Genomic DNA, 20,003 nt, shown 5'->3' with positions numbered 1-20,003 from the left:
GATTTATCATTTTACGTTACTAATTATTTAGAATCTCTGTTGATGTATATCCAACCGGTTTTTGTAGGTTGGTTGTTTTTAAACTCAATTACATAGTAATAAGTTCCATCAGGTAGTTCACTACCAGAATTTGATTGTCCTATCCATTCATTGGTATAATCCATCTTAGAATAAACTTTTGTTCCGTATCTATTAAAGATTTCTAATTGTTGAACATTCATTAATCTTAAATCAAAGAAATCATTTTTATTATCATCGTTAGGAGAAATACCTCTTTGAATATCACAGTAAATTCTATCAACTAAAATCGAATGACTTTGCTGGCAACCATCAACTGTAGTTACATTTACATGGAATGTAGCCGGCATTGGAGTGGTTACTGCAGGATCTGTAAAGTATGCAGTAGAATTAAAAGTTGAATTAGTACCAATTGTTGATGTATTACTATTAACGGTCCAGGCAAATGTTGATGTGCTTGGATCAAATGAATTTCCTGAAGGTATAATTTCTAATGTAAAATTATTATCAACACACTCCCCAAATAAAGTATAATCAAATGAAGGAACAAATGCAATAGTTCCAGATGCACTACTACTTATACAACCTGTTGAAGTATTTGTAATAATAACTGAATAAGTTCCTGCTACAGTTGATGTAAATGAAGCAACATTTCCAGGATTAGCAGCTCCAGCTGGAACTGTCCATGCATAAGAATAAGTTGCTGCAGTACCTGGAGTAGCAGTTACTGTAGAAGAAGTTCCGTTACAGACAACTGAACTATTTACCGATACTGTTGGTAATGCATTTATTGTTGCTACGCCAGATGCAGAAGCACTAGCACAACCACTTGTGGTATTTGTAATTACAACAGAATAAGTCCCTGATACAGTAGCATTAAATGAAGCAACGTTTCCTGGGTTAGATGATCCTGCTGGAACTGTCCAAGCATAAGTATAAGTACCCGCTGTTCCAGGAGTTGCAGCAATTGTAGCGCTTACACCACAATTTACTGGATTTGAAACAGTAACTGTTGGTATTGGTTTAAGAGTTACTGTACCACAAACGCTAGAACTTGAACAACTAGTAACAGTATTAGTAATAACAACACAATAAGAACCTGAAACAGTTGCAACAAATGTATCAACGTTTCCTGGGTTAACTGCTCCTGCTGGAACTGTCCAAACATAAGTGTAAGTTCCTGGTGTTCCTGGTGTTGCAGTAACTGTTGCGTTTACACCACATACTGATGGACTATTCACTGTAACTGTAGGTCCAACCGGAGGAGTATTGATTGTTACATTAGTAATTACAGAAATACATCCTGTTAACATATCTTGAACAGTAATATTATGAACTCCAGGAGTAAGACCTGTAAATATTGGACTTGTTTGATATGCACCTCCATCTACATTATATTGATAACTAGTAGTTGTAGAAGTATTCATAGAATAAACTCCAATATTTGAGTAATCATTATTAGCACAATCTGCAGGAGTATTTCCAGCATAATCTAATGCATCCCAATCATTATTATTAAATGTAGCATTTGGCAGTGGAGTAACATTGTTTTTTCTTCTAAAATCTGCACCTTCAGTTCCTACACTTGAAGGAGCCCAATTGTTATTTCCAAATTCACCCCAACTATCAATTAATGTAGTGCCATTAAATAATCCATAATGGTCATGTCCATTAGCAGAGAAGTTTACAGATCCTGAAGCATTATTTTGTGCTCCCAATGATCCATCACCTCCAGGATTAGAACATGCAGTTCCCATATTATAACCTAAAGCAACTACATAAGTTGAGCCTGAAGCAAGATTAACATTGTTTAATGGCAATGTAAATCCGTAGGCATTTCCATTATTAGCAGTTTTAATTGAATAATTAGATAAGTTAATTGATGCTCCAGTTCCATTATATAGTTCTACATAGGATAAAGATCCTGAATTAGAATCGGTAGCTTCAGAGATAAATAAATCTGTTGGTGCTACCCCTCCAGTAACCGAAAGCGGAGAAGTAACTTCTACAGTTCCTGTTGGCACTGCACATGTAGGCTGAGTAATCACATTAACCACTGGAGCCGGTACTGAATTTACAGTAACATTAATGGTTGTAGATACAGCACATTGCCCTGTATTTGGATTAAATGTATAGGTGCCAGTTGTTGTATTACTTACAACAGAAGGAGACCAAGTTCCATTAATAGCAGTTGGCGTATTTGTAGAAGCTGTTGGTAATATTGGAGCAGCAGTTCCTGAACAAATAGGTGCAATTGCATTAAATGTAGGTGTTATTATAGGATTAACAACAACTGTTCCTGAAGCACTTGTGCTTGAACATCCAGTAACTGTATTTGTAATAATCACAGAATATACTCCAGCAACTGATGTTGTAAACGTAGCAACATTTCCTGGGTTTGTAAATCCAGAAGGGACAGTCCAAGAATAAGAGTAATTTCCTGTTATACTAGGAGTTGCTGTGATTGTAGCCAAAGCACTTGCACAAACTGTTGGGCTATTAACAGTTACAGTTGGAATACTAGGGTCAACTAATACAATTGGTGTTGAATAAGGATAAGTACAACCATTCAAAGTTAATGAGAAGTTGGAATAGTTACCTGCAATTAAACCATTAATTACAATTGTACCTGATGCATCCGAAACTAAATTATTAGGACCAACAGGAGTAGTTCCCTGGTTATAAGAAAGACCGTATGAAGTATTTGGTTCCAAACCAGAAATCGAAATAGATCCATTTGCACCTCCACATGTAGAAGGATTTACACTCGCATAACTTGGTTGTGCTTGAATGGTAAAGGTAGCTGTATAATAAGCACCATTATTATCTATTAAGAAATTTTGGTTACAACCTGAAGCACTTGAATCGCTACCAGTTAAATCATAATATACTTGAAGCACATAGTTTCCTGGAGGGTATGCAGTTAAATTTACAGGTGCATATGGAGTAGTAGTTCCATTTGCAACTACTCTTTGCCATTTTTGATCTCCTGGGTTACAAGGCCCACCTGAAGGGAAAGTACTTCCTGAACAATCTTCCAACCAAGGTAAATCCATTACTTGGAAAGCACCCGGTGTAGTTGCAGCAGGATAAACTCTATAATTTAATCTTGCACTACAAAAGTTTGAAGATGTAGATTTAAAAGTTTTAACTTCTGCTCCTCTTAAAATAAAATTATTTGAGTTTTGAACGTAAGTTCCAAAATCAGTATTGGCAAATACATTGGCTGCAGGACCTATTAAGTCTGCGCCTGAACCAACAGTATTAAAGAAATTAGAAGTTGCACAATTTGTTAACCAAACTGCACTTGCGTAACTTCCTAATGCACAACTATTATTAACGGTTACTTGAACAGTTGCTGTTGAAGCACACTGACCCGCGTCAGGTGTAAATGTATAAGTTCCTGAGGTGGTGTTGCTAACAACTGCTGGATTCCATGTTCCAGTTATTGCTGGCGTGTTGTTAGACAATGTTGGTAATACCGGTGCTGGTGTACCAGTACAAATTGGTGCTGGTGTAGTAAATAAAGGTGCTACATTATTGTTTACCGTAATGTCCATTGATGTAGGTACTGCACATTGACCTGCATTTGGTGTAAATGTATAATGAACAGTTCCTGATACAGAAGTATCTATAGTAGCAGGCGACCAAACTCCTGTAATACCTGTAGTATTATTAGAAATCGATGGCAATAGTGGTGCAGTTGATCCTTGACAAATTGGCCCGATTGGAGCAAAGGTAGGTGTAACTGGTGTCAATAAATGTAATAATACATTTTCTGATTTAATTACTTGCGTTCCATCACATGCTGTATAAGTTGCTTGTGCAGTCATGTTTGTGTCTTGTGTAATACAAACTGAAGTAGATAAATTAGGTGTTAGTGGAGCTCCATTTTGTAACCATTGGAAAGTTACATTTGAGTTTCCACTTGGTAAGAATCTCCATGCTTCATTATGTGCTTCCCAAGGACCCGTGTTTCTATTAGGTGGCACAACAGCATTAGTTCCAGCTGCATTTTGAATACCTATTACTCCACTTCCAGAGTTCCAAGTTGTACAAGCTGTTCTATCTTTAATATAAATATCAATAACATTTGAAGTTTCATACAACACCAATTGGCTTGTTTGTAATCCAACATTAATTCCGCAACTAAATTGAGCTTCATTAGTGAAATTAATTACAAATACTCTACATGGAGCAATACCTAATACCTGATAATTAATATTTGGAGCTGCTGGAGGTGTAGTGATACTAGGGTTAGTATCTTGATATGGTGCGTAAATAGCATTTAAAATTGGGAAAGTTGTGCTTGGTATCTGTGCTGTATAAGCCCAAGGACAATTTGAATTTGGTGCATGTGAGTTAAAAGTAACTACACCATTTGAACCAATATTTAAAGCATTATACGCATTTCCATAGAAACAAAATTTAAATGGAATAGGTAAATCTCCAGACCAAACATCATCTACATTAACAGAAACTTGCGTCCCTCCAATAAATGGGAATGGAGGCGCATAAGTTGTAGAATAAACATTATAGGCGCTTGTATCATGAGAATCTGTATAGGTAGCTGTTAAGTTAACACAGTTATTATCTGGACATATATCTAATTGTCCTGGACTTGTTGTTGTTAAATTTAAATTAACCCCTGCACAGTTTGGTAATGGTGGATTAATATATAATGGTGTTACAGTTGACCAGAAACTAGAATCTGTAGGAGAACATACTGCTCTCACATAAACATCATAAAAAGTTCCTATTGTTAATCCAGTAAGGGTATATGGGTTAGTGTTTACCATAGTTCCTGTTGCTCCCGGAAGTGGTGCTGGAGAACCTTGAGGTAAAATAATAATTTCCCATTGCGTTGCCGTTCCGTTTTCTGTCCAAGTTACTGTTGCCGTAGTATCTGAAGTAGATCCTGCAGAAACTGCAGTAGGTTTAGGACAAGTAGGTGGAGTACAGATGGTATTATCAGTGAATAGTAAAGTATTTTGTAACCCAGAACCAGGAGCATGTGTGTAAATTACATCACCTAAGAAACTTGTAATAGATACACCAACTTCTGTAGCAAACGTACCGCCTGCATTCCAAAATAATTGGAAAGGCCCAGGGCATAAAGTTACAGAAACATTCTGAGGAGTAGTTCCTTGAGCAGCTGTTGGCCCAGTTAAGGTAGCTACAGTAACTCCATTTTGAATTACGCTCATAGTATTTCCATTCCATCCATCACCGAATGAATCTTTTACAGTGAAAATATAATTACATGCATTATCACAAGGGGTAGTTGTTACGGTTTTTGGAAGAGACCAAGGGCTAGAACTAGTAGACGAACAAACTGCTCTAATGTAAATATCGTAACAAGTAGATATTGATAAACCAGTAATTGTGTATGGATTTGTAGAAACTGAAATTGCGCCAGTTGTAGTTGCTGTAGGCGCAGGTGAGCCACAAGGTAATGCAAGTATTTCCCATGCAGAAGCTACAGTAGTATCAGGATTGGCTGGCTGTGTCCAAGTTAATGTTATTGCAGTACTTTGAACTGTAGGAGCATTAATTACTACTGGATTTTGACATGCCGGAGCTGGAGCACAACTAACATTTGCAACCCATCCAGCAGCATTTGTAGTTCCATTAGATGTAAATACAAAAGTTAGACATCCATCAGGTGAAACAGAAGTTACAGGTTGAGGTATAGTAGTCCCTGAATAAGTTCCTAACAATAATCCTGTAGTACCATTCCCACTGTATACTTTTAATAGGTCATTACCTAATTCTGTATTGAAAGATGTAAAAGTAACTGTAACTCGATCGCCTGGATTTGTAGGACAAATTGTAGTTGTACCTGTAGCAGCTGTAATGTTATTAGCATAGTTTGATCCAATTCCTCCTGGGTCTACAAAGTTTCCTCCACAAATAGGTGGTGCGATTGGAGTTGTTGCAGTTGTTGGACCAGTCCATGAACTTGCACTAGTAGAAGAACAAACTGCTCTTACGTAAAAATCATAACAAGTTAATGGAGTTAAACCAGTAACTGTAAATGGATTTGAAGATGCTGAAATTACTCCAGTTGAAGAAGCAGTTGGAGCAGGTGATCCACATGGTAAAGCTAATACTTCCCATGCAGTTGGAACTGTTGTATCTGGGTTAGCAGGTTGTATCCATGCTAATTGAACAGAGTTATATAATACTGTAGATGATGGTGCGTTTAATAAAATTGGTTTTTGACAAGCTGGTGCTGGAGCACAAGTAACATCTGCCAACCAACCAGCGGAAGTTGTAGTAGCATTAGATGTAAATACAAATGTTAAGCAACCATCAGGTGAGGATGATGTAATTGCTGGAGGAATTGTGGTTCCTGAAAAGGTTCCTAAAAGATTTCCAGTAGTTCCATTTCCATCATATACTTTTAAAATATCATTATTTAATTGAGTATTGAAAGCTGTAAACGTTACGGTAACTTGATCACCTGGGTTTATTGGACAAATTGGAGTAGAGTAATTCGCATTATTTGCGTAATTCCCAGTTAATCCTCCTGTATCTACAAAATTTCCTCCACAAATAGGTGGTGCTATTGGAGTTGTAGCATTTGTAGGTCCTGTCCATTCACTATTAGTAGCACAAACTGCTCTAACATAAAAATCATAACAAGTTAATGGTGCCAATCCAGTTACAGTAAAAGGATTTGTTGGCGCTGCAATTACCCCTGTAGAAGATGCTGTAGGAGCAGGAGATCCACATGGTAATGCAATTACTTCCCAAGCTGTTGATACAGTAGTGTCTGGATTAGCTGGTTGAGTCCATGCTAATTGAACAGAATTATAAAGTACAGTTGGTGTATTTAATAAGATTGGTTTCTGACAAGCAGGTGCAGGCGAACATGTAACATTCGCGACCCATCCAGCTGCATTTGTTGTTCCATTTGATGTAAATACAAAAGTTAAACATCCGTCAGGTGATGATGAAGTTATCGGAGCTGGGATAGTTGTTCCAGAATAAGTACCTAATAAGGTACCTGTTGTTCCATTTCCATCATATACCTTTAAAGTATCATTGTTTAATTCAGTATTAAATGCTGTAAAAGTTACTGTAACTTGGTCTCCAGCTGTTACTGGACAAATTGGATAAATTGTATTTGCATTATTAGTATAATTTCCAGCTTGACCTCCATCGTCAATAAATTGACCACCACAAACTGGTGGTGCAACAGCTGTTGTAAATAAAAATGGTCCTGTCCAAGCACTAAATGTTCCATCACCGCAATCTGCTCTTACCCAATATTGGTATGCTGTATCAGCATTTAATCCAGTAATAGGGTTTACAGTGCTAGAGGTAGTTGTTGTTCCTGATCCAGAAGGTATCGCAGAACCTGCGGTTTGAACAACATATTCCCATGAAGTTGCCGCAGGGCTTGTCCAAGATAAATTAGTTCCATCAAATGTTGTCCCAGAAACTGCTAAACCAGTAGGAGCGGCACAATTTAATTGTTGGATAACCAGATTATATGGATACGTTTGTGTTGCAGAAGTAGAAGAAAGAACAATAATATAGGTTTGCCCTGCTGTTACATTTAAACTTGGGATGTCTCTTACTCCATTCGTAGCATTTGCTACTCCAGCTAAACAGGATACTCCAACATTTGCACAACCATCATAAACAAACATACTTGAATTGGTAGCGGTTGCACCCTGTGGTGTCATTGTAATACTAATTGCTCCTGTTGTATCTGCGGTGTAGGTGTAGAACACATCGTTACCAGTCATATAATTCGTAGCAGAAGTAATACATCCGGCAGGTTGTGTGGTATCTGTAGTATCACTATAATTTGCAGTAGTATCTGTGGTACTGTAAGGTAAGGCTGGCGGAACAACGATTGCAGAGGCACAATATAAACCAGGAGTTAATGTAGTAAAATTGAATGGTCCCACCCAAACACTATCACTATCAGGACATTTTGATCTTACATAATAAACATAGCCTGTAGCTGGTGTCAATCCAACTGCAGGATAAGGTAAAGCACCATTATAAATATCTCCTGCCCCTGTAGGAGTTCCTGTTGCAGGAACTACTTCAATTTCCCAAGAGGTAGATCCACTAGGGTTAGACCAGTTTAAGTCAGCACTATTTTGCGTAATATTTGTTGCAGTTAAATTATTTGGTGCCAAACATTGTTGAACAATTTTTACATCATCAACATACCAGCTATTCCCTCCTAAGGATCCTGTTGGCTGAGTAAAAACTCTAACAAAAGCTAAGTATATTTGTTGACCCGCATAAGCAGATAAATCTACCGTTTTTTGTTCATATATATTATAGGTAGCAACAAGATTGGTTTGATTCCAAGATTGAACTGTAGTAGAATAATTGGCTGGGTTTGTTTGAGAACCTGCAGCGGTATTTGTATTTACCTTAATTACATAATCTACAACATCACCCACATTAAAACCTAATCTAGTCCAAAATGTTAACTGACCACTTGCTGGTACAGTAATTAAAGGAGTGGCCAAAAAATCTTGAGAGGTGTTTCCTAAACCTATTTGCTTTCTATTAATAAAAGCTGCCTGAGTTCCCGCATAAAAATTGGTAGTTGCACGGTCCCATCTTTTCTTTGGTGTTCCAGCAACTCCATTGTCAAAAACAGCCCATTGGTTTCCAGCTACACCTGTTCCCAATGTCCATGGAGAAACCGCTGTTGCAAGAGGTAAATCTGGACCTGTTGTGCTCTCAAAGCCTTCTGTTCCAGGGGTTGGAAATTGAGAATATCCAACAAAGGAAATCAATAAAGCGAATAGTAAAAAGGTAATTTTTCTCATTATTATTTATTAATTTTAATTATATTTATGCTTGATAGATTTTATTTAATCTCCAAATTTAAAAAAAAATATGAAAAAAGCATTTAAATTTTAATTTAATAGCAAAATATTAGTTTTTTTATTCTTTTTATTTTTTAAAGTTTCCCATAAACCGCAACAATTACTTAATTTTGTAACAGATAAATTATTATGTTAGAAAAAGAAAAAATAAATTTCGAAAAAACAGTAATTGTTGGAATTGTTACACAAAATCAAAGCGAAGAAAAGCTAATCGAATATTTAGATGAGCTAGAATTCCTAACCTTCACTGCAGGCGGCGAAGTAATAAAAAGATTTTGGCAAAAGATGGACAAACCTAATCCGAAAACTTTTTTGGGTACTGGAAAAATTGAAGAAATTCATCACTTTGTAAAATCAAATGAAGTATCTACTATTATTTTTGATGATGAGCTTTCTCCTTCTCAACAAAAAAACATATCTAGAATAATTGATTGTAAAATTTTAGATAGAACCAACCTCATCCTAGATATATTTGCGCAAAGAGCAGAAACTTCCTATGCAAGAACTCAGGTAGAATTAGCACAATGTATTTATTTACTTCCGCGTTTATCAGGATTGTGGACGCACCTAGAACGTCAAAAAGGAGGTATCGGAATGCGTGGCCCTGGAGAAACAGAGATTGAAACCGACCGAAGAATTGTAAGGGATCGTATTAGTTTATTAAAAGATAAAATTAAAACGATCGACAGACAAATGTCGATTCAAAGAAGTAACAGAGGGGCAATGGTTCGTGTTGCACTTGTTGGATATACTAATGTCGGTAAATCAACTTTAATGAATGCCATTGGCAAAAGTGATGTTTTTGTAGAAAACAAACTCTTTGCAACTTTAGACACTACAGTTAGAAAAGTAGTGATAAAAAACATGCCCTTTTTACTTTCCGATACCGTTGGGTTTATTAGAAAATTACCCACCCAATTAATTGAATCTTTCAAAAGTACATTGGACGAAGTCCGTGAGGCGGATTTATTACTTCATGTTGTAGATATTTCGCATCCCGATTTTGAAGATCACATCGAATCGGTGAATCAAATATTATTAGACATAAAAAGTGATAACAAACCAATGATTATGGTGTTTAATAAAATAGACGCCTATCAACACCTTACTATTGAGCCGGATGATTTAATAACTGAAAAAACTAGCAAACATTATACTCTAGAGGAGTGGAAAGCAACCTGGATGAATAATGTAGGAAAGAAAAAGGCGCTTTTCATTTCAGCCACCGAAAAAGAAAATTTTGAACAATTTAGAGAGGTTGTTTATGAGGCGGTTAGAGAAATACATATAACAAGATTTCCTTACAATAAGTTTTTATACCCCGATTACAAAGATGCTCTTGAAGATAAAGAATAAAAAAACGCCCTTAACGGGCGTTTTATGTTTTTAAAATCCATAATTTACTCCCAAGCCAATAACTTGGCGAATTTGTAATCCTGGAAAAGCATTATCATCATAAATAGTTTGAAGCGCAAAATTGGTCGTTAAATATTTATTTACTTTCATTGTTACATTAATAGTATTATCTATATCAATATTCTCTGGGCTTTCGGAATAATTTGAATATAAATTCAAAATGTTTTCCACAACAACATTTTCCATTAATTTGAATTTATAATAGGCATTAACAGCCGCTCCAAATTCATATCGACTAGAGTGTCCTTGAAGAACTCCAAAAGAAGAACCATTTTGCGTAAATCGGGAATCAACAAGAATAATTTTTGAAGTTGCAGGCGCAATGTTAATTTTTAAATTATCGCTTTTTTTCCACAACATCCCTGGCCCAAATTGAAAATAGGCGGGTGAGAAAAAATGAGAGGTTTTTACTCCCGATTCAAACCCCGAATCAAATTGGGTTTTGAAGTTTAAAAAAGCCGAATAAAACCATTCGCCACCTGCTTTCTTTCCTAGTAAGGAACTAAATAGGAGTCGGTCATCCGATTTTTGCATTTCTTGATACTTAATTTTTGTAAGTCCATAGGCAGCAATTATTTTATTATCCCAAGTCCAACTATCTCCTTTGTAATTAATGTCATAATTTAAACCTAGGCTCCCTGAAATATTACTTTGCCCTCCCGCCAGCCAATTCTCAAATGTGGCTTGATTCGCCAAGAAGGTAAACATCCCTTTTTTATACCATCCATTTGGCCTATCAGCATCTATTTTGGAAATAATCTCTTCTGTCTTTTTGAGAAATTCTTTCTCGCTAGTTTGACCATAAAAATTAGTTACTAATAATAAGAAACTAAAAACTAAAACCCCTTTTTTCATAAGTGCTACAAATTAAAATTTAGAAATAAAAAATTGTTTTGATTGAGGGCTTGGTATTATCATTAAGAATTATACTAATATTAAGATACATAAAAATATTAATTATTCCTATTTACTTTTAAATAAAGGAACTGCCGAACAGGCTTCTCCATACATAATGCTTTTAGCAAATGGTAGTAATTTTTGAATTGCCATCACATAAGCCGATTCGGGAACGGGTTTTTTAGAACACCCTTTTAAGATGACTGGCTTATCTTGATATATAGAATAATCTATCTTGGATAGTGCCTCTTGATATAAATAAGTTTCCATATCAATAGTAGTTCCTAGAACTACTTTTTGGGCAAATGGAGATAGATAAGTTGTGACTAAAATACTTGCCCATGCAGGAAGAATGGCATCAGAAGAACAATGAATTGAAACCAAATGGTTTTGATATTGAGTCCAATCATGATTTTTCAATGCCTCACGAAAGTCTTTTTCTTTTAATAGAAATCCCTCATAAAGCCATTGCGAAATATCCAACTGCGTTCGAATACCCGCAACATAATAATCCTCCAAATCAAAAACTTGAAGCGAAGAATTAGCAACTTTATTTATTATTTCTTCCATTTGTTTAAAGCATTCCTAATTCTAATTTGGCTTCTTCACTCATTAAATCTTTACTCCAAGGCGGATCAAAAGTGATCTCTACTTCACACGATTTAATGGCATCTATTTTGGTTACTTTTTCTTCAACCTCACGAGGTAAGGTTTCGGCTACAGGGCAATTAGGCGAGGTTAAAGTCATTAATACTTTTACTTCGTTTTCTTCATTAATCATCACATCATAAATCAATCCCAATTCATAAATATCTACTGGGATTTCTGGATCGTAAATGCTTTTTAAAACTTTTACAACCGATTCTCCTAAATTAATTTCGTCCTTGTATTCTTCCATAATTGATATGATTTGGGCAATATGTTTTTTATTTTTTAATTTATTTTTGACTGTAGGCTAAGGCATACATTTTTATTTGTTTTATCATTGAAACTAATCCGTTGGCGCGGGTAGGTGACAAATGTTCTTTGAGTCCTATTTCATCAATAAAATCGGTGTTTGCTTCTAAAATATCTGAAGGTTTCTGATTGGAAAAAACCCGAATTAAAATGGCAATAATTCCTTTCGTTAAAATGGCATCACTATCTGCCGTAAAAACCAATTTATCTTCAGCCAACTCTCCATGAACCCAAACTTTCGATTGACATCCTTGAATAATATTGTCTTCTGTTTTATATTCCTCCTGAATTAATGGCAATGATTTTCCTAGTTCTATAATAAATTCATAGCGTTGCATCCAATCATCAAACATTGAAAACTCATCTATTATTTCGGCTTGTATTTCTTGTATAGTCATTTATTCTTTTGTTGCTACTAATAGTACTTTTTTGATAAAATCTTCTATTTCAATAGGAGGGTTTCCATGGTCAAAACTAGCGGAATTATATTCTTTTTCTTTATTAGTCACTTTTAAATTTGCTATTGCAGCACCATCATAAAGTCGCTTTTGAGTTGGCCCTTCATAAGTGCTCAATTTTTCTAAATCAAGTTTGCCAAACAACTGTACTAAATCGCTCCAATTTGCATCTGAAATTTTTGAAGTAACTCCCAGACCCTCATCATTTTTGTCTTTATTGATAGAAACTTCTTGATTGTGGATGGTAATTTTTTGGAAGCTCCCTCTAGAGGTTGTCGTATAAACAATCTCGGCAGTTGCAAGTTGTCGTTTCTCTTCATTGGAACACCCTTTTGTCATAAAAAGAGTCAAAAATAATAGTGCGATAGTTTTCATAATTTTGGTTTTAAGCTAACATACTAACTGCTTTTTTTAGGGCGTCTACAAAGATATCTATTTCTTCCTTGGTGTTGTAAAAAGCAAAACTTGCTCTTATCGTTCCAGGAATAGAAAAATAATCCATAATTGGTTGTGCACAATGATGACCTGTTCTTACAGCTATTCCTAATTTATCTATAATTGTGCCAATATCATACGGATGGATTTCTGCTACATTAAATGAAATTACAGATGCTTTATTTGCTGCAGTTCCAAAGATTTTCAACCCCTCAATTTCAAGTAGTTTTTCGGTGGCATAATCCAACAATTCTTGCTCGTATGCAGCAATGTTGTCGAAGCCAATTTCATTCAAATAATCGATAGCAGTTCCTAATACAATTCCACCTTCAATATTTGGAGTTCCCGCCTCTAATTTATGAGGTAATTCGGCGTAGGTGGTTTTTTCAAAAGTTACGCTCGCAATCATTTCGCCACCACCTTGAAAAGGCTGTAATTTGTTTAACCAAGCTTCTTTTCCATATAGAATTCCAATTCCAGTTGGGCCGCAAATTTTATGTCCAGAAAAAACATAAAAATCACAATCTAATGCCTGAACATCGGGTTTTAAATGTGGCGTTGCTTGCGCTCCGTCAATTAATATTGCAGCGCCATATTGGTGCGCTTTTTCAATTAGATATTCAATTGGATTAATTGTTCCCAAAGCATTGGAAATATGATTAACGGCAACAATTTTGGTTTTATCCGAAAGTAATTTATCGTACTCTGAAAGCATTAATTCTCCGTTATCATTCATCGGAATTACTTTCAAAATAGCACCGGTTCGTTCACATAACATTTGCCATGGAACAATATTGCTGTGGTGCTCTATTGCAGAAACCAATACCTCATCGCCAGCTTTAATCATAGATGAAATTCCGCTGGCAACTGTATTAATGGCATGGGTTGTCCCCGATGTAAAAATAACTTCGTGCGGAAATTTAGCATTGAGGTGCTTTTGTATTTTCCCTCTTGAAACCTCATAAGCGTCGGTTGCTAATTGACTCAAGGTGTGAACACCGCGGTGAATGTTCGCGTTGTATTCCTGATAATATTTTGAAATCGCATCAATAACGACTTGAGGTTTTTGAGAAGTTGCTCCGTTATCGAAATATACGAGTGGTTTGCCATTTACTTTCTCAGAAAGTATCGGAAAATCAGCGCGTATTTTTTGTATATCTAACATTGTTATTTAGAATTTTTCTAAATACAAAAGTAATAAAAATGCCAATTATATTTAGCAACTTGCCGTTAATAATTATTTAAACTTTTTGTTGGTGTATTTATTACTAAATTGCATTCCCAATTAACATCGAAAAATGAAAAAATTTCTTAAATATTTTGCGCTTGCTATAGTTGTTTTATTCGTTTATTTTGGAATAACTACTTATCCTAAATTGGATTTGATTTCTGGGTTTTCGGCTAAAAGTACAGCTTCTGGACATTTTTTAGACAACCGCCCTTTACAAATTATTGAACAAGGAGACAATGATATTCCGTTGGTGAATTTAGCTGCAAATTCTATTAATGAAGCGGGAAAATTTGCTGTTTCAAGCATTTACGGAATCAAAGAGCGCAAAGCAATTTACCGAGTAGGTCTAGGTGCAACATTGATTAATGAACATTTCGATACTAGCAAGCCTTATGAAGTTCCGAGAAGAACAAATGCCCATATCAATTTACCTTTCCCTTATGGTGATAAAGAACCTAAAGACACGGTTTTTTCGAACATTGATTACAAAAAATTAAATGCTGCAGTTGACAATTCTTTTGATAAAAAAGGAGAAAAAAACAAACGAACTCGAGCCATTCTAGTTGTTTATAAAGATCATATTATTGCCGAAAAATACGATGCCAATTTCAATAAAAACTCCAGACTTTTAGGATGGTCGATGACTAAAAGCATCACTGGAACCCTATTTGGAATTTTGCAAAAACAAGGAAAATTAGACATAAATAAACCCGCTCCAATTGCTGAATGGAAGAAAGATAATCGTGCTAAAATCACGTTGAATGATTTGCTTCATATGAACTCTGGCTTAGAGTGGGAAGAAAAATACGATAAGATTTGTGACGCTACTAAAATGCTTTTTCAAGCAGAAGACATGTCCCGATCACAATTAGAAAAACCGGCTGCTTTTGCACCAAATACCCATTGGAATTACTCTTCGGGAACCACCAATTTATTAAGTGGAATTATCAGAAATCAATTTAAAACACACCAAGAGTATTTGGACTTTTGGTACAGCGCTTTATTAGACAAAATTGGCATGCATTCGGCAATTATAGAAACTGATATGGCTGGAAATTTTGTAGGTTCTTCATACGGCTGGGCAACCGCAAGAGATTGGGGAAAATTTGGGCTATTATATCTACACAAAGGCAATTGGAATGGAGAGCAATTATTTGAGGAAAGTTGGGCAAAATATGTAGCAACACCCACCAATACTTCCAATGGAAGATATGGCGCGCAATTTTGGTTAAACTCAGGGGGTTATTTCCCAGATGTACCCAAAGAAATGTACTATGCCAGCGGATTTCAAGGGCAAATGGTTGCTATATTCCCAAGCAAAGATTTAGTAATTGTTCACCTTGGATTGAGCGAAAAATTTGACTTCAATGGGTTGTTAAGCGAGGTAGTTAAGAGTATAAAATAATTACAAATCAAATCCTAAATTAACGCCCAATTTTGTAGCGATAATTTTAGTAATTCGTTGTTTCAATTCGGGTATTTTAATACTTTCTATCACTTCGTTTGAAAAGGCGTACATCAACAAGGCTTTGGCTTCTTTCTTCGGAATTCCGCGTTGTTGCATGTAAAACATAGCGCTTTCGTCTAATTGTCCAATAGTACAACCGTGCGAACATTTTACATCATCTGCAAAAATTTCCAATTGTGGCTTGGCATTAATTGTTGCTTTATCGCCAATTAAAATGTTATTATTTTGCTGAAAAGCATCTGTTTTTTGTGCCTCTTTTTCAACAAATATTTTACCATTAAAAACCCCTGTTGAACTATCAGCAAGAATGGTTTTATAGTTTTGATGGCTTTCGCAATTAGGCGTTGCGTGATTTACAAGTGTATAATGATCAACATGTTGCTTATCGCCAAGAATGGTAATTCCTTTTAAAGTAGAATCGATTCGCTCTCCAAAATGATAGAAATTCAAGTTGTTTCTAGTAATGTTTCCTCCAAATGAGAAGGTATGAACCGAAACTCTACTTTCTTGTTTTTGAGAAATATAGGTGTTGTCAACCAAGTTAGCAGATTGCAAATCATTTTGAATTTTGTAGTAATCTACAATTGCTCTTTTTTGGGCAAAAATCTCGGTTACCGAATTCGTCAGCACCGGGTTTTCGTTTAAACTTTGGTGTCTTTCAATTATTTGAACATGCGCATTTTCACCAACCACAACCAAATTTCTCGGCTGCACCATTAAGGCAGCTTCTACACCAGTAGAGAAATAGATGATCTCAATTGGCTTTTCAACAACCTTACTTTTTGGAATGTGAATGTACGCTCCTTCATTTGCGAAAGCGGTATTTAAGGAAGTCAATGACTCCTCTTTGTTAGCAATTTTATTGAAGTATTCGTCAATAACCATCTTGTATTTTGGCTTGGTTAATGCCGATGACATAAGACAAACATCCAATCCGTCATGAGTAGTAGAAGATAAAAAAGAAGAAAATTTTCCGTCAACAAAAATCACTTTGTAAGTGTCTATTTCGTGTAAAAAATATTTTTTTACATCGGCAAATTCAATAGAATTTTCATTTTTTGGAAATACAGAATAGTCATTTTTTAAAATCGAATTCAGCGAGGTATACTTCCAAGCTTCCTCTTTTTTTGTAGGGAATCCTTTATTTTCAAAGTTTTTTATCGCTGCCGTACGCGTATCGTGCAGCGTTGAATGAACATCAATTTGTTCTTCAAAAGCCATGAACGAGGATACTAATTTTTCTTTCAAATCCATGTTACACCAACTCGTTTTTAATCCAATCGTATCCTTTTTCTTCCAACTCGTAAGCCAATTCTTTTCCACCTGATTTTACGATTTTTCCATCCATTAAAACATGAACAAAATCTGGGATAATATAATCTAACAAGCGCTGGTAGTGCGTGATTACAAGTACCGCGTTGTTTTCATTTTTTAATTTATTTACACCATTGGCAACAATTCGAAGTGCATCAATATCAAGACCTGAATCGGTTTCATCAAGAATCGCAATTTTTGGTTCCAACATGGCCATTTGGAAGATTTCATTACGTTTCTTTTCTCCTCCCGAAAACCCTTCGTTTAACGAACGAGATAAAAATTTACGGTCCATTTCTAACAATTCCGATTTCTCACGAATCATTTTCAACATTTCATTTGCCGGCATTTCCTCTTGCCCGTTGGCTTTTCTTTTCTCGTTGATAGCAGTTTTAATGAAATTAGTCACCGATACTCCTGGAATCTCAACTGGATATTGAAACGACAAGAAAACTCCTTTATGCGCTCTTTCTTCAGGCGCTAATTCAGAAATGTCTTCTCCGTCTAAAAGTATAGTGCCTTCTGAAACTTCGTAGTTTTCATTCCCGGCAATGATAGAAGAAAGCGTACTTTTTCCGGCGCCATTTGGTCCCATAATCGCATGTACTTCTCCGGCATTAATTTGAAGGTTTATCCCTTTTAATATTTCTTTATCTTCAACTGAAGCGTGTAAATTTTTGATTGATAACATTTGATTTATTTATTATGAACAATTATGTCTTTATTGTTGAGTAAAATCTTGTTTTTTTTCAGGTAAAATTTCTATGAAGTAGTATACGATTTCTGATATTACTCCAACAAAAATAAAAAGTAAAATCCACATCAATATTTTATTTCCGTAATCGTTTTTATTTGATTTTGTTAAATGGATGATATCAAAAATTTTTATCCCAATAGAAATTATAACAGATAAAATTAATATCGCAAATGCTCCAATAATGTTTTTGAAAAAATCTATTGAAGGTGTTTCTCCAGTTTGGTTTTCTAAATTTTCAATATTGGCAAAAAAGAATGAAAATAAATAAATTAGATAAGCCAATATCCCAATAATTGGGAGAAAATGTAATATTCCTAAAAGTACTTTTTGATTTTTAGTTAAATTCATATGTGTTTATTTTATCCTACAGATCCCTCTAACGAAATTTCTAATAATTTTTGTGCTTCTACGGCAAATTCCATTGGTAATTTATTCAAAACCTCTCTACTAAATCCGTTTACAATTAAGGCAATGGCTTTCTCAGTTGGAATACCGCGTTGATTGCAATAAAACACTTGATCTTCCCCAATTTTTGAAGTAGTTGCTTCGTGCTCAATTTTTGCGGAAGCATTTTTACTTTCGATATATGGAAAGGTATGTGCGCCACAATTGTTGCCCATCAATAGCGAATCACATTGAGAGAAATTTCGCGCGTTTTCGGCATTGGCACTAATTCGAACCAAACCTCTATAACTATTTTGTGATTTACCTGCAGAAATTCCTTTCGAAATGATAGTCGATTTTGTGTTTTTTCCCAAGTGAATCATTTTGGTTCCGGTGTCGGCTTGTTGGTGATTGTTGGTCACTGCAATCGAGTAAAATTCACCTATCGAATTATCACCTTTCAACACACATGACGGGTATTTCCATGTAACCGCAGAACCGGTTTCAACTTGAGTCCAAGAAATCTTCGCGTTTTTTTCGCACAACCCTCTTTTGGTCACAAAATTATAAACCCCGCCTTTTCCTTCTTTGTTTCCGGGATACCAGTTTTGAACCGTTGAATATTTAATTTCGGCATCATCCAACGCGATCAATTCAACCACCGCAGCATGCAGTTGGTTTTCGTCTCTACTTGGTGCTGTACATCCCTCAAGATACGAAACATAACTGCCTTCGTCGGCAACTAATAGGGTTCTTTCAAATTGCCCTGTTCCGGCTTGATTGATTCGGAAATAAGTAGATAATTCCATTGGACAACGTACGCCTTTTGGAATATAACAGAAGCTTCCATCAGAAAAAACTGCCGAATTTAAAGCGGCATAAAAATTGTCTTTTTGAGGAACTACGGTACCTAAATATTTTTGAACCAATTCTGGATATTCTCTAATTGCCTCAGAAATACTCATAAAAATAATTCCTTTTTCTGCTAATGTTTTTTTGAACGTAGTAGCAACCGAAACCGAATCTACCACAATATCCATAGCGATATTGTTCATTTTCTTTTGTTCGTCCAGCGAAATTCCTAGCTTTTTGTACATGGCTAAAAGTTCCGGATCTACGTCATCAAGAGTTTTATTTGGATCGGCTTTTTTAGGTGCAGAATAATACGAAATGGCTTGAAAATTTGGTTTTTCGTAGTGTACATTTGCCCATTCTGGCTCGGTCATTTGCTCCCAAGAACGAAAGGCTTCAATACGCCAATCAGTCATCCATTGCGGTTCTTCTTTCTTTTTTGAAATAGCTCTAACAATGTCTTCGTTTAATCCAATAGGAAAGGTCTCCGAATCCAATTCGGTGTAAAATCCGTATTCGTATTCTTTATTTTCTAATTCGACTTTTAAGTCTTCTTCGGTATATTTTGACATAATTTTTTCTATAATGAGAAAGACTCTCCACAGCCACAAGTTCTACTCGCGTTGGGATTATTGAATACAAAACCTTTTCCGTTTAAACCGCCTGAAAACTCTAAAATAGTTCCGGCAAGATATAAAAATGACTTTTTTTCAACCACAATTTTTACTTGATTGTCTTCAAAAATTTTGTCATTTTCATTCGTTTCTTTGTCAAATTTTAATTCGTAAGATAGCCCAGAGCAGCCGCCACTTTTAACCCCAACTCGAACAAAATCTTTCGTTGGATCAAATCCGTCTTCCTGCATCATCGAAACAATTTTTTTACTTGCAGTATCTGAAACTTTTATCATAATAATATTCGTTTTAAATCTTCTTTGCAATAAGAA

Annotated in this window: 14 protein-coding genes; 2 read left to right on the top strand and 12 right to left on the bottom strand. The window is 35.5% G+C overall.

What is annotated here, in order from left to right; genetic code table 11:
- Window positions 1–23 precede the first annotated feature (23 nt).
- Window positions 24–8,828 carry a fibronectin type III domain-containing protein gene (locus tag ACKOWY_RS01555; protein WP_408939680.1) on the bottom strand — a complete coding sequence of 2,935 codons (8,805 nt, stop codon included), beginning with the start codon at window positions 8,826–8,828 and terminating at the stop codon, window positions 24–26.
- Between the two features lie 189 nt (window positions 8,829–9,017).
- Here ACKOWY_RS01555 and hflX point away from each other — a divergent pair, with 189 nt between their 5' ends.
- Window positions 9,018–10,244 (top strand): GTPase HflX, encoded by a 1,227-nt coding sequence (gene hflX / locus ACKOWY_RS01550; protein WP_408939679.1) that lies wholly within the window; start codon window positions 9,018–9,020, stop codon window positions 10,242–10,244.
- 30 nt (window positions 10,245–10,274) lie between these two features.
- Here the strand turns inward: hflX and ACKOWY_RS01545 are convergent, their stop codons facing one another.
- From ACKOWY_RS01545 to ACKOWY_RS01520, 6 genes are all read right to left on the bottom strand, one after another.
- Window positions 10,275–11,159 carry a DUF3078 domain-containing protein gene (locus ACKOWY_RS01545; protein WP_408939678.1) on the bottom strand — a complete coding sequence of 295 codons (885 nt, stop codon included), beginning with the start codon at window positions 11,157–11,159 and terminating at the stop codon, window positions 10,275–10,277.
- A gap of 108 nt (window positions 11,160–11,267) precedes the next feature.
- On the bottom strand, window positions 11,268–11,771 hold the full coding sequence (locus tag ACKOWY_RS01540; protein ID WP_408939677.1) for a DUF2480 family protein: 504 nt from the start codon (window positions 11,769–11,771) through the stop codon (window positions 11,268–11,270).
- A 4-nt stretch (window positions 11,772–11,775) separates the two neighbouring features.
- A complete protein-coding gene (locus ACKOWY_RS01535) occupies window positions 11,776–12,099 on the bottom strand; it encodes an SUF system Fe-S cluster assembly protein (RefSeq protein ID WP_353083378.1) in 324 nt (107 codons plus the stop codon).
- 40 nt (window positions 12,100–12,139) lie between these two features.
- Window positions 12,140–12,556, bottom strand: a complete 417-nt coding sequence (locus ACKOWY_RS01530; protein ID WP_408939676.1) for a SufE family protein — start codon at window positions 12,554–12,556, stop codon at window positions 12,140–12,142.
- Window positions 12,557–12,991: a hypothetical protein gene (locus ACKOWY_RS01525; RefSeq protein ID WP_408939675.1), complete on the bottom strand. Its 435-nt coding sequence runs from the start codon at window positions 12,989–12,991 to the stop codon at window positions 12,557–12,559.
- Window positions 12,992–13,001: 10 nt separating this feature from the next.
- Complete coding sequence (locus tag ACKOWY_RS01520) at window positions 13,002–14,216, bottom strand: aminotransferase class V-fold PLP-dependent enzyme (protein WP_408939674.1); 1,215 nt, start codon at window positions 14,214–14,216, stop codon at window positions 13,002–13,004.
- A gap of 133 nt (window positions 14,217–14,349) precedes the next feature.
- Between ACKOWY_RS01520 and ACKOWY_RS01515 the strand changes: the two genes are divergently transcribed.
- Window positions 14,350–15,687, top strand: a complete 1,338-nt coding sequence (locus ACKOWY_RS01515) for a serine hydrolase domain-containing protein (RefSeq protein WP_408939673.1) — start codon at window positions 14,350–14,352, stop codon at window positions 15,685–15,687.
- Here ACKOWY_RS01515 and sufD read toward each other — a convergent pair whose 3' ends face one another.
- Genes sufD through ACKOWY_RS01490 form a run of 5 tightly spaced genes read right to left on the bottom strand, consistent with a single transcriptional unit; the run spans window position 15,688 to window position 19,967 of the window.
- The gene (sufD, locus tag ACKOWY_RS01510; RefSeq protein WP_408939734.1) at window positions 15,688–17,004 is read right to left on the bottom strand and encodes a Fe-S cluster assembly protein SufD; all 1,317 of its coding nucleotides are present in this window, start codon (window positions 17,002–17,004) and stop codon (window positions 15,688–15,690) included. It abuts the gene before it with no gap.
- Window position 17,005: 1 nt separating this feature from the next.
- Window positions 17,006–17,755, bottom strand: a complete 750-nt coding sequence (gene sufC / locus ACKOWY_RS01505) for a Fe-S cluster assembly ATPase SufC (RefSeq protein WP_408939672.1) — start codon at window positions 17,753–17,755, stop codon at window positions 17,006–17,008.
- A gap of 30 nt (window positions 17,756–17,785) precedes the next feature.
- Complete coding sequence (locus ACKOWY_RS01500) at window positions 17,786–18,169, bottom strand: hypothetical protein (RefSeq protein ID WP_408939671.1); 384 nt, start codon at window positions 18,167–18,169, stop codon at window positions 17,786–17,788.
- 11 nt (window positions 18,170–18,180) lie between these two features.
- A complete protein-coding gene (gene sufB, locus ACKOWY_RS01495) occupies window positions 18,181–19,629 on the bottom strand; it encodes a Fe-S cluster assembly protein SufB (protein WP_408939670.1) in 1,449 nt (482 codons plus the stop codon).
- 8 nt (window positions 19,630–19,637) lie between these two features.
- Window positions 19,638–19,967 (bottom strand): HesB/IscA family protein, encoded by a 330-nt coding sequence (locus ACKOWY_RS01490; protein WP_408939669.1) that lies wholly within the window; start codon window positions 19,965–19,967, stop codon window positions 19,638–19,640.
- Window positions 19,968–20,003: the final 36 nt, after the last annotated feature.

This window comes from Flavobacterium sp. (genome assembly GCF_046073885.1).
Classification (GTDB): domain Bacteria; phylum Bacteroidota; class Bacteroidia; order Flavobacteriales; family Flavobacteriaceae; genus Flavobacterium.
Note: the sequence above shows the minus strand (reverse complement) of the source record. Positions and strands in the feature narration are given on the sequence as shown.

Bases quoted from the DNA above. Each gene is read 5' to 3' on its own strand.
- ACKOWY_RS01545 (WP_408939678.1), bottom strand. From the start codon at position 11,159: ATGAAAAAAGGGGTTTTAGTTTTTAGTTTCTTATTATTAGTAACTAAT.
- hflX (WP_408939679.1), top strand. From the start codon at position 9,018: ATGTTAGAAAAAGAAAAAATAAATTTCGAAAAAACAGTAATTGTTGGA.
- sufD (WP_408939734.1), bottom strand. From the start codon at position 17,004: ATGGATTTGAAAGAAAAATTAGTATCCTCGTTCATGGCTTTTGAAGAA.
- ACKOWY_RS01500 (WP_408939671.1), bottom strand. From the start codon at position 18,169: ATGAATTTAACTAAAAATCAAAAAGTACTTTTAGGAATATTACATTTT.
- sufC (WP_408939672.1), bottom strand. From the start codon at position 17,755: ATGTTATCAATCAAAAATTTACACGCTTCAGTTGAAGATAAAGAAATA.
- ACKOWY_RS01535 (WP_353083378.1), bottom strand. From the start codon at position 12,099: ATGGAAGAATACAAGGACGAAATTAATTTAGGAGAATCGGTTGTAAAA.
- ACKOWY_RS01555 (WP_408939680.1), bottom strand. From the start codon at position 8,828: ATGAGAAAAATTACCTTTTTACTATTCGCTTTATTGATTTCCTTTGTT.
- ACKOWY_RS01490 (WP_408939669.1), bottom strand. From the start codon at position 19,967: ATGATAAAAGTTTCAGATACTGCAAGTAAAAAAATTGTTTCGATGATG.
- ACKOWY_RS01525 (WP_408939675.1), bottom strand. From the start codon at position 12,991: ATGAAAACTATCGCACTATTATTTTTGACTCTTTTTATGACAAAAGGG.
- ACKOWY_RS01530 (WP_408939676.1), bottom strand. From the start codon at position 12,556: ATGACTATACAAGAAATACAAGCCGAAATAATAGATGAGTTTTCAATG.
- sufB (WP_408939670.1), bottom strand. From the start codon at position 19,629: ATGTCAAAATATACCGAAGAAGACTTAAAAGTCGAATTAGAAAATAAA.
- ACKOWY_RS01540 (WP_408939677.1), bottom strand. From the start codon at position 11,771: ATGGAAGAAATAATAAATAAAGTTGCTAATTCTTCGCTTCAAGTTTTT.
- ACKOWY_RS01515 (WP_408939673.1), top strand. From the start codon at position 14,350: ATGAAAAAATTTCTTAAATATTTTGCGCTTGCTATAGTTGTTTTATTC.
- ACKOWY_RS01520 (WP_408939674.1), bottom strand. From the start codon at position 14,216: ATGTTAGATATACAAAAAATACGCGCTGATTTTCCGATACTTTCTGAG.